The following is a 10,104-nucleotide window of genomic DNA, read 5'->3' on the forward strand; positions in this document are numbered from 1 at the left end:
CATTAATTGAAATAACATTAGAATCTTGATTCATTGCGATGTATCTCCTATTAGTTGTTGATCTGCCGAGACCAATTAACAGATTACATCGCAATGTTCCTCCATACACCAGAAATCACTATAGCTCATTATTTTACTGCTCAATTTTGTTTTTTCACCTTCAGGTACCAAACGCTCGGCGCCAGAGCAACAAAAAATTGATCTTGCGACGCAACATCTTTCGTTGTATCAATATGAAGCCTGCCCTTTTTGTGTCAAAGTACGCCGTGCGATTAAGCGTAATAGTTTGAAAATTGAATTACGCGATGCCAAGAATAATCCGACTCATCGTGAGCAACTATTAACCTGTGGTGGCGCCATGAAAGTCCCTTGTTTACGAATTGAGCAGCAAGGTGATGTGAAGTGGTTGTATGAGTCAAACGATATCATTCAGTATTTAGAACAAGAGATTGTGGCGGCTTAATTCGGTTATTACTCCTCGAATTCGCATGAAAAAGTGACACAATCACGCTAACAATTAAGTGGCGAATGACCCTTCAATCGGTCATTCGCCATTTTATTTAGTTTCTAATGTTCGTTCTTATACCAATGCCATAAATTTAATGGCCGTTCAAAATTGATCAAATATTAAATGGAAATGATATTAGTGATTGTTTTTGTTGCCATTTAAGCTTGTCTTTAATCCTGCCAATCCAGTCAATATCCCCACCAATACCGTCCCAGCCAATAGACCTAATACTGCCGTCACGATATAAGGAGCAACCGTTGCCACTAGTGGCATAGAGAGCATTGGCGCGATCAAGCTTTGAGTAACATGATGCACTGCCGCAATACTATGCTCAATAATGCCACCGCCAACTAAGAACATCGCAACCGTTCCCACCACCGTGAGCACTTTCATCAATTTAGGCGCCGTGGCAACCAGAGCGCCACCAATCATATTCAAAGCGCCGCGACCTTGGCTTTTTCTTTGTAGATAAAAACCTAAGTCATCTAATTTTACGATCCCAGCCACCAAACCATATACCCCACAGGTCATGATAAAAGCGATAAAGCTCACCACGAAAATTTGAGTTAACTGCGGATGGCCTTGCACTATTCCTAATGCGATCACGATGATCTCAAGCGATAATATAAAGTCGGTACGGATCGCGCCTTTGATTTTCTTTTTCTCAAATGCGACTAAATCGACCGGTTCTTTACTGCCACCGACCGCATCGGTTTGAGTATCATGCTCAGCGTGATGAGGTAAATATTTTTCGAGAACTTTTTCTGCCCCTTCATAACATAAATACAAACCCCCGATTAATAACACCGGCATCAGCAGCCACGGCGCGAGTGCGCTAACTAACAAGGCTGAGGGCACTAATATTAATTTATTGCGAAAGGAGCCTTTAGCCACACCCCAAACCACAGGGATTTCACGCTCAGCTCGCACGCCTGTGACTTGCTGTGCGTTTAACGCCAGATCATCGCCTAGCACACCAACCGTTTTCTTGGCGGCCACTTTGGACATCAGTGCCACATCATCGAGCACTGACGCTATATCATCTAACAATGTCAGTAGACTTAAACCTGCCATGCGTTTTCCTAAACTGTAATCACAAAAAATAATCGATAACTTATCAATTCGTTAGTCTAAATGAAAGCACATAACTTCGGTTATCAGGGGCGAAACGTATAAACTCAATGCTGAGATCTGCCTCGAAAACTAAACGCTTTTTCATAAGCCAACCCATAAATGCTGAATCCACGACTATAATTACTCTGTGTGCTTCTGATTCGCAATCATAATAAGCCCACTCCCTGCTTTAGGCTGCTTTTTACCATCCTAAGTAAAGTCTATAAGCAGGGATTTTTTGATCCCATCGTTATTCTGCCCATTCCATTTAATATCTGATCAAGTTGAATACACCGAAAAGATGCAGTCCTGTCCTAGTCGCTTGAGAAAGGCAATCCCATCAATATAACCAATGAAAATTTGGAATAGGTCTATTTCCTTCCTTTTGCTGATCCTACCGCGCTTTTAATGCTATTGTCAGCTCAATTATTATTATAGGGTAGAATATGGATCTCTCATTAGAAGTAATGGCGCTACTGGTCGCCGTTGCAGCATTAGCCGGCTTTATCGACGCCATGGCCGGTGGTGGCGGTTTACTCACCGTTCCTGCACTGTTAGCTGCGGGGATCCCACCCGCTCAAGCCTTAGCTACCAATAAATTACAAAGCTCATTTGGCAGCTTTTCTGCCAGTTTGTATTTTATTCGCAGCGGCACGGTGAAGCTTAAATCGATGTGGTTATCCATTGTGTGTACTTTTATTGGTGCAGCCATTGGTGCCACCACGGTACAGCATGTCAACGCCGATGTATTAATGAGCATCATCCCAATCATTTTGATCGCCATTTCGAGCTATTTCTTATTCTCTAAGTCCTTGAGCCCTAAACCGGATGAAAAACCATTATTATCAGAAGCGGCATTCGCCTTTGCTATCGGTACCAGTGTTGGTTTTTATGATGGCTTTTTAGGCCCGGGAACCGGTTCAATATTTGCGGTGTGTTTTGTGGCGCTCGGTCGCTACAGTTTAGTTGCCGCTACCGCTCGTACTAAGGTGTTAAATTTCACCTCCAACATTGCCGCGTTGTCTTTCTTTATTATGGCAGGATTACCTATTTGGGAACTTGGTCTCACCATGGCGATCGGGAATTTTATTGGCGCTCGATTAGGAGCCAAAGTAGTATTAGGCAACGGTCAAAAAGTGGTACGCCCTTTGGTGATCATTATGTCGATGACTATGGCGCTTAAACTGTTGTGGGAACAACATCCACAATTGCTGCAATCAATCTTTTAACCCTTTCGTTTTGATAACTGTTCGGGCGTAAACAGATATTAATCGGGCGAGAGAGTGGCTTTAACGACTCAAAACTAAAGCAATACTTAGCCTCTATTTTTAACGTTTTCACTACCGAAAGTGGCACTAATGCGGCAGCAATTCCACCAAGTGCGAGTTGCGCCGCCGCAGAATATGAATCCATCTCCATTAAAGCCTCAATCTTTAATTGCGACAACATATCAAACTGATTTCTATTGGCAGGATTAGATAAATCGTTGGTGAGCACTTGCTTAGGAAGTTGCAGCAATGGCGCTTGGCTTATTAACACAAACGGTTCTTGCCACAGCGGTATCACTTTCAGCCCATGTTGAGCTGGTAAGTGGCCAGCACAAAATCCAATGGTCGCTTTACCCGACTGGACACGCTCGACAATTCTTGGGGTGTGATGGGTACTGATCCGAATGGCAGCGTCACATTTAAAATGCTCCCCCATCATCTTGCATAAGTAGCCGGCGACTAAGGTTTCCGAGCAATCTAGCTTAATAATCGTTTGATCTTGTAGGTCATATTGTTCATAAATGCGCCCTTGTAACTCTTGAAAGGTAGGGCCAATACTGGCAATCAACTCATTAGCCGCCGAAGTTAAACGCACATGACGCCCGTCTGGCACTATCAATTTTTTACCCAGTTTTTTTTCAAGCAAGGCGATCCGTTTACTGACCGCAGATTGACTAATATAAAGCTGGCTCCCCACCCGACTCATGGTTTTTTCTTGGCTGAGTGCCAGTAAGGTTTCAATCCCTTCCAGTAACATAATTTTTATTAACCTGAGTTTAAGTAAGCCGAATGGATCTAATATAGCATTCTACTAGCATAAAATTCATGCTTATTGGGAATAGATTTATTGAAGATAGGGGAAAATAATCACCCTAACGACTGGCATTAGGGTGAGTTGCAAAGCCGCATAAATGGTTTTAAGGAGTAATAAGTTTTTATTACCTAGATAGTATGGTCAATATTGACGGTATTAAAAACAGTCAATTTTGCCTTTTCTATTTCCTCATTTATACCCGCAAGATTTGACGACACTGTAGTGTGAATGGTGCTCACCCTGAGGATTGTTTAAAGCAGCCTCAATGGTCATCCAATCTTTCATTCGTTGAGGCTATCGGCCCGACAGTGAAGGTAACTTGCTGTGCAATATCAGTATTAAAGGTCAATGTATAACCATTTTGTCGACAAATGTTATCCACGATTGATAAGCCTAACCCGTGCCGTTCGTTCGAGGTTCGTGAGCTATCGGCTTGGTACATCGGATCTAAAATATGCTCGATATCTTGTTGACTTAACGGCACAATCAAATCGTTGGTCACTTGTAATAACCAGCGCCCAGATTGAGTTGCCGGTATGAGTGAAACCGTCACAGTTGAACTCTCAGGGCTATAAAATAATGCATTATCAATAAGATTGGTAATAATGACATTGAGTGAGAAAGCATCGGCGTAGAGATTATCGGTTTTCAGTGCCACATCTACCCTTTGTTGAATAGTCGGCACTTTAAAGGCCAAATCTTGCAACACTTGCTCAAGCATAAATTTAGCATCTAACACATCATAATCTAACTGCATGGCGTTCGAGGATGATCGCTGTAATAACAGTAAATTATCTACGATGGTTTTCATTCTAGTCGCAATTTTAAGCATATCTTGCTTGTAGCTTTGGCCTATTCGCTCATCATTTGGATAACGAATATAGACTTCACTCAAACTGATTATTTCCGCAATTGGCGTTTTTAATTCATGGGCAATATCGCCAGTTAAGCGTTGTTCCATTTGTAGCAGTAATTGATTCGCTTGAATAAAATTATTGATCTCTTTTCGGATCGGTTCGATCTCTTCAATTGTTTTGCCTGTCACTGGTGAGTCAATAAATTTTACTGAATCAATCTTTTCTTGCTGATTAATTTCAATTTTTTTTATTTCTTCATTTAAGTATTGCAGCGGTTGCAAACCATTACTAACAATGCGAGTAGCCACATTTCGCACCAAAAAAATCGAGAAGAAAAAGCTCACAACTAATAAGACATCCAGAAACATCAGCATCTTTTCTAGCGAACTATTTGATTCATATAAGGTTAAATAGGCGGGGTGAGCATGTTGAGTATGGAGTAATTCGGAGTCAGGTAAAAAATAGGAAAGTGACGCTCTGCCTGTTTCCCCATTTGGTAGTTTCATATCAACGATTTGGGTAGTATTGAGTGGCAAGGAAATTTTGAGTAATTCCAAATCGGGAAAGGCGGTTAATGATTCAGAACGCTTAAAGCTTTTATCTTGATACCATAATTGATAATAATCAACATCATCACTGCCTTTCGCATCTTTCATCATCCCATCATTGAATTTTACCGCGTCACCCGATTTATTAACGGTAACTAATGACTTTAAATAATTGGTTTTATTAATCAAAGCCCTATCAAACTGTGAATCGCCCCAACTGTCCATACTTAAATCGACCGATAAATAGATGGCGAAGATCAACACACCAAATAATACTGAAATCGAGTTCACCAAATTGCGCTTAATAGAACGAGGACGATTTTTGTTTAGCATAAATGACTCTTTTCAATAATGTAGCCAAAGCCACGTTTATTCTTTATCGGTAAATCACCGCCACATTGACGCGCTTTTTTACGCACTGAAGACAGGTGCGATTCAATGGTGTTTTTAGATAAGTGGTCAAAATTGCCCATAACCGCTTCACTGATTTTTTCAGCACTGACCACCCGACCTTGCGCTAAAAATAAGCATTCAATAATCTTAAATTCATTGCGGGTTAAATCAATGATTTGGCCTTGATAGGAAAAACTTTTGGTTTCAAGATCGAGCGTAAACCCTTCAATTTCAAGGCTATTATTGACTTGACTAGTTTGCCCACGACGCAATAACGCTAATATTCGCGCATGCAGTTCTTCAAAAGAAAAGGGTTTGGTGAGGTAATCGTCTGCGCCATCCATCAAGCCATCAATTTTATCTTTAGTGAGGTTTTTAGCCGATAAAATAATGACTTTGGTTTCGAGATTTTGCTTGCGCAGAGCTCGCAAAATATCCATACCATCAACATTGGGCAGCATTAAATCCAAGATCAATAAGTCATATTGATTGAGCAACGCCATACTTAAACCGGTTGCCCCATCACCTGCTTCATCAATGGTAAAGCCAAGGTTATTTAATCCTACCACCACACTGCGGCGCAATGCTTCTGAGTCTTCAATGATAAGTAGTTTCATGAGCTCCCTATTCAACCATATTGACGTAAATAAAAATGGGCACAAATAAAAAAGGCTCACCGTGATGGGGAGCCTTTAAAGTATATCGGTTAAGCGCAGAAGTGGGTGTACAACATCACGCCCCACACCATAAGCGACATGATCATGCTTAAGGTGACGATCCCTGAGCCGATATTTTTTGCCACACCCGACAGTTCGTGATATTCCAACCCAACGCGATCCACCACCGCTTCTATCGCGGTATTGGTCATTTCAGCAAACAGCACAAACAGCATCGACAACATGATCGCCAGCGTTTGTAGCGCCGTAAAATCAATCCAAAATGTCAATATGGTAAGAGGAAGCAGCAACATCAGTTCTTGCTGAAAAGCCGCTTCATTTTTAATCATCCACTTCACGCCATTACTGCTGTGTACAAGCGTGTACATAATGCGGCTAAGACCGGTGCGTTTTATTACTGTTTTATCGTTCATTGTTTAACTCAATTAATATTATTGTGATTGGCAGCTTGAAAAGAGATCTTGCTGCTCATTTTTCTCTTTGGTGGTCACACCCATAAACCCAATCAAACTATGGAAGAAGTTATCATGTGAATAACCGGTTTTTTGTGATTCACGTTTGACACAATCAAGGTTAATGTTTTTTTGCTGTGCATATTGCTTAGGTATCCACATTTGCCATGGCACCGTGGTTTGCTCTTTCGGTGCCAACGAATAAGGGGTGCCGTGCAAATACAAACCATGTTCACCTAATGATTCACCATGATCAGAAATATACATCATTGCCACATTGTATTTATCGGAATACTGCTGCAAGGTTTTCACAACTTGTGACAAGAAGTAGTCAGTATATATCAATGTGTTGTCGTAGACGTTAGTTATTTCTTGATCGCTACACTGTTCAATGTCTTTACGGTTACACCAAGGCGCAAACTTTGCCATTTTAGCAGGAAAACGCTGGAAGTACGTCGGCCCGTGACTGCCGATAGTATGCAGCACCAATAACTTATCTTTTTTGTCATCCGAGCTTAAAAATGGTTGGGCTTTTTTGAGTAACACGCCGTCATAACACGTTTCACCATTACAAAACTCCGGATCTTGCGATGCATCAACGTGGATCAGTTTGGTTTTCTTAGCGACGCCTTTATCACCACCATCATTGTCTATCCATAAGGTTTCAACCCCACTCTTTGCAATAATATCGACCGCGTTATCTTGGGTATTAGCGCGTGGTTTTTTGTAATCTTTTCGATCCATATTCGAGAACATACAAGGCACCGACAGCGCAGTATAGGTGCCACACGACGACACATCTTTCATTGAAATCAAACCCAAATCTTTGGTGTATGGCTGAGTATCACGCGCATAACCATTGGCGGTAAAATTCATGCTCCGTGCGGTTTCACCTAACACTAAGATCACTAAGGTTGGTTTTTTATTGGCGGTCGGCGTGAGCGCTGCATCTTGACCCAGTTCAACGTACTTTAATGGTTTGGTTAAAAAGTTTCGGTTCACATATTGAAAGGTATTGTAAACATGACCAGGAATGATCATTTTATTTAAATACTTATTATTACGACCCACAGACGCGTAATCTTTATAAGTGGTCACTGCAATCAAGGCAATGCCACACACGGCGATCATAATGATGATCACGCGGCTTAATAATTCTTTAAAGATAGATTTTCGATATTCCAGTTTAACCCACAAGATCAATATCGCGGGAATTAAGCCAAACACCACAAAAAATAAGGCCGAGCGGAAAGTTAGATAGAACGAAATCTCCGAAGCATTCGTACCAAAAACATTCTCCATCATCGAGACATCAAATAAAATCTTGTAGGTGACAGCGCCAAATAAGGCAATCCCAGAAGTGAGCGTGATCAACGCCATGATAGGTTTGAATACGCCCGGCCACGCTAACAATGAAAATATCACTATAAAAGCAAAAAAGAGCACAAAAGGCCCGGTATACGGGAACCAAAAATCAGGCACATCTTTGCTTAATGCGAAAACACGACTCACAATCGGATAATTCAAAACAAAACCGTAATACAACGCTAAAATGGTAATAAGCGTCGTGACTTTCATGGTTGGACGTGGGAATGAATCAAACCAAGCAGGAGTGGATAATTTGCGCATGGGAAAACCTATAAAATCAAAGTAAGGCTAGATTAATCCCAGAAACTTAAGATTGGCTGAAGACAGACTGAATCTTACCTCAACGCAATCACTCACCGTTCATTATAAAAGCAAAGAGTCCATTACCTTATTTTAATGATAATAATTCTTGTTTGTGTTAATGGCGAGGTATATGATGATTCTAGATTATTACTGTGAGTATGATTAATAGCTGCCATTAAATAGAAAAACTAGGAGTCACTTATGAAAGACATTCCTGTTGGTTTTACTGCTGGTCGAGTGATTAAGCGGATTGAGTGGGCGCAACACCTTTTTTCGCTGGTCGTCGAAGTGCCAGCCAATGCGTACCCTTCCCCTGCTTTTATTGCTGGGCAATTTTCTAAACTGGCCTTAGTAAATGGCCAAGGTGAATGGGTGCGCCGCGCTTATTCTATGGTCAACAATCCCACTCTGAAAAAGCAAAATTTAATCCTCGAATTCTTAGTGATTGAAATTCCACAAGGGCAACTCACCCCACTTCTAGCCCATCTGCAGGCTGGTAATACGATTTATGTCGGCACCCAACCTTCTGGTTTTATGACTGTCGATGAGATACCTGACAGTGCGATAGATTTATGGATGTTGTCGACCGGCACAGGGATCGGACCATTTTTATCGATCTTAGAAGAAGTCGAACAATGCCAAAAATTTGAGCATTTGGTGTTAGTCCATGCCGTTCGGACCAAAGAAGAGTTGGTATATAAAGACAAGATCATTGAGATGATGAAAACCTACCAAGGCAAGTTACGTTATGTGCCGATTGTGTCGCGTGAAGTGGAGCAAGGCGCATTGCAAGGACGAATTCCTGAACTGCTTAAGAGCGAGCAATTATCTGCCGCCGCGCATGTGACGTTAACCCCAGAGCACAGTTTCTTCTATTTATGCGGCAACCCCAACATGGTACACGACACCCGCGATACCCTAGAAAGCATGGGCTATCAAAAACACCTGCGCAGTGAATCCGGTCAGTTTAGCTTTGAGAATTACTGGTAAAGCTTTCCTCAGCGTAGGTTAATGCGTGCAACGGTAAGTGTAAAACAGACGTATTTTATTGCATTTAAACCATCGATTAGCAGCGATTGTGTCAGAAATATCTATGGGTTTATCCGCGTTTCCTGCTAATACATTTTTATATGAGAAGGAGGTCACATTGAGTATCGAATATAAAGTTAATCAGCAGATCTCGGCTGACGAGTTTATTGGTTTGCTTAAGCGAACGACGTTAAGAGAGCGTAGACCGATAGAAAATATCAAATGTATCAACGGTATGTTAAACAATAGCAATCTCATAATCACTGCTTGGGATGGACCTAAACTGGTTGGTATTTCTCGCTCTATTACGGATTTCCATTATTGCTGCTATCTGTCCGACCTCGCGGTTGATGAAGCATATCAAAGGTCGGGAATAGGCAAGCAGTTACAAGTTCAAACACAAGCCCAAATAGAGCCTACATGTAAACTGTTTTTAATCGCCGCACCGGCAGCCAATGACTATTATGGACAAATTGGCTACACCAAAAACGAGCGCTGCTGGGTGCTGGATCGTGGTAGTGAAATTATCACATAACAAATAAAGATAGGTGTCGCGCAGAAGACACCTTATCTGGGTGCTGAATCAGCTCGAAGCTGCTTATTATTGTAAATTGGTCGATAATATTTTTAGGTCGGTATTAGGGGCAGTTGATCTTTCGTGGTTGTTTTTGCTGCGAATTGTTGGGTTTTCATACAAGGAAGAGGCTTTGTGGTGTAGCTGGCTACACGAAAAGCCGATGACGAAGTAGAAAAGACCAACAAACGCAGCCCGAA

General features: G+C 41.6%; 10 protein-coding genes. 4 read left to right on the top strand and 6 right to left on the bottom strand.

The window, feature by feature from the left end:
• Window positions 1-127: 127 nt before the first annotated feature.
• Window positions 128-463 (top strand): glutathione S-transferase N-terminal domain-containing protein, encoded by a 336-nt coding sequence (locus HC723_RS15690; RefSeq protein ID WP_190339750.1) that lies wholly within the window; start codon window positions 128-130, stop codon window positions 461-463.
• Window positions 464-643: 180 nt separating this feature from the next.
• On the opposite strand, the gene HC723_RS15695 is transcribed toward HC723_RS15690, so the two are convergent.
• A complete protein-coding gene (locus HC723_RS15695; protein ID WP_190339743.1) occupies window positions 644-1,582 on the bottom strand; it encodes a DUF808 domain-containing protein in 939 nt (312 codons plus the stop codon).
• A gap of 485 nt (window positions 1,583-2,067) precedes the next feature.
• Between HC723_RS15695 and HC723_RS15700 the strand changes: the two genes are divergently transcribed.
• Window positions 2,068-2,850 carry a TSUP family transporter gene (locus HC723_RS15700; protein ID WP_190339744.1) on the top strand — a complete coding sequence of 261 codons (783 nt, stop codon included), beginning with the start codon at window positions 2,068-2,070 and terminating at the stop codon, window positions 2,848-2,850.
• Here the strand turns inward: HC723_RS15700 and HC723_RS15705 are convergent.
• The 5 genes from HC723_RS15705 to HC723_RS15725 all read right to left on the bottom strand — a co-directional run bounded on the left by HC723_RS15705 (window position 2,801) and on the right by HC723_RS15725 (window position 8,259).
• Window positions 2,801-3,646, bottom strand: coding sequence for a LysR family transcriptional regulator (locus HC723_RS15705; protein WP_190339745.1), 846 nt, complete (start codon window positions 3,644-3,646; stop codon window positions 2,801-2,803). The two genes, HC723_RS15700 and HC723_RS15705, sit on opposite strands and share 50 nt — an antisense overlap.
• A gap of 319 nt (window positions 3,647-3,965) precedes the next feature.
• A complete protein-coding gene (locus HC723_RS15710; protein WP_190339746.1) occupies window positions 3,966-5,441 on the bottom strand; it encodes a sensor histidine kinase in 1,476 nt (491 codons plus the stop codon).
• The gene (locus tag HC723_RS15715) at window positions 5,435-6,118 is read right to left on the bottom strand and encodes a response regulator transcription factor (RefSeq protein WP_190339747.1); all 684 of its coding nucleotides are present in this window, start codon (window positions 6,116-6,118) and stop codon (window positions 5,435-5,437) included. Before HC723_RS15715 ends, HC723_RS15710 begins: the two co-directional genes overlap by 7 nt.
• 89 nt (window positions 6,119-6,207) lie before the next feature.
• The gene (locus HC723_RS15720) at window positions 6,208-6,591 is read right to left on the bottom strand and encodes a diacylglycerol kinase (protein ID WP_190339748.1); all 384 of its coding nucleotides are present in this window, start codon (window positions 6,589-6,591) and stop codon (window positions 6,208-6,210) included.
• Between the two features lie 18 nt (window positions 6,592-6,609).
• Entirely contained in the window at window positions 6,610-8,259 is a 1,650-nt protein-coding gene (locus tag HC723_RS15725; RefSeq protein WP_190339749.1) for a phosphoethanolamine transferase, read from the bottom strand.
• A gap of 243 nt (window positions 8,260-8,502) precedes the next feature.
• On the opposite strand from HC723_RS15725, the gene HC723_RS15730 reads away from it, so the two are divergent.
• Together HC723_RS15730 and HC723_RS15735 are read left to right on the top strand one after the other, a co-directional pair.
• On the top strand, window positions 8,503-9,291 hold the full coding sequence (locus tag HC723_RS15730) for a ferredoxin--NADP reductase (RefSeq protein ID WP_153448809.1): 789 nt from the start codon (window positions 8,503-8,505) through the stop codon (window positions 9,289-9,291).
• Between the two features lie 157 nt (window positions 9,292-9,448).
• Window positions 9,449-9,865, top strand: a complete 417-nt coding sequence (locus HC723_RS15735; protein WP_153448810.1) for a GNAT family N-acetyltransferase — start codon at window positions 9,449-9,451, stop codon at window positions 9,863-9,865.
• The last annotated feature ends 239 nt before the right edge of the window (window positions 9,866-10,104 follow it).

The sequence above is a fragment of the Vibrio sp. S11_S32 genome (assembly GCF_014694465.1).
GTDB lineage: Bacteria > Pseudomonadota > Gammaproteobacteria > Enterobacterales > Vibrionaceae > Vibrio > Vibrio algicola.

Bases quoted from the DNA above. Each gene is read 5' to 3' on its own strand.
- HC723_RS15695 (WP_190339743.1), bottom strand. From the start codon at position 1,582: ATGGCAGGTTTAAGTCTACTGACATTGTTAGATGATATAGCGTCAGTG.
- HC723_RS15700 (WP_190339744.1), top strand. From the start codon at position 2,068: ATGGATCTCTCATTAGAAGTAATGGCGCTACTGGTCGCCGTTGCAGCA.
- HC723_RS15705 (WP_190339745.1), bottom strand. From the start codon at position 3,646: ATGTTACTGGAAGGGATTGAAACCTTACTGGCACTCAGCCAAGAAAAA.
- HC723_RS15710 (WP_190339746.1), bottom strand. From the start codon at position 5,441: ATGCTAAACAAAAATCGTCCTCGTTCTATTAAGCGCAATTTGGTGAAC.
- HC723_RS15715 (WP_190339747.1), bottom strand. From the start codon at position 6,118: ATGAAACTACTTATCATTGAAGACTCAGAAGCATTGCGCCGCAGTGTG.
- HC723_RS15720 (WP_190339748.1), bottom strand. From the start codon at position 6,591: ATGAACGATAAAACAGTAATAAAACGCACCGGTCTTAGCCGCATTATG.
- HC723_RS15725 (WP_190339749.1), bottom strand. From the start codon at position 8,259: ATGCGCAAATTATCCACTCCTGCTTGGTTTGATTCATTCCCACGTCCA.
- HC723_RS15730 (WP_153448809.1), top strand. From the start codon at position 8,503: ATGAAAGACATTCCTGTTGGTTTTACTGCTGGTCGAGTGATTAAGCGG.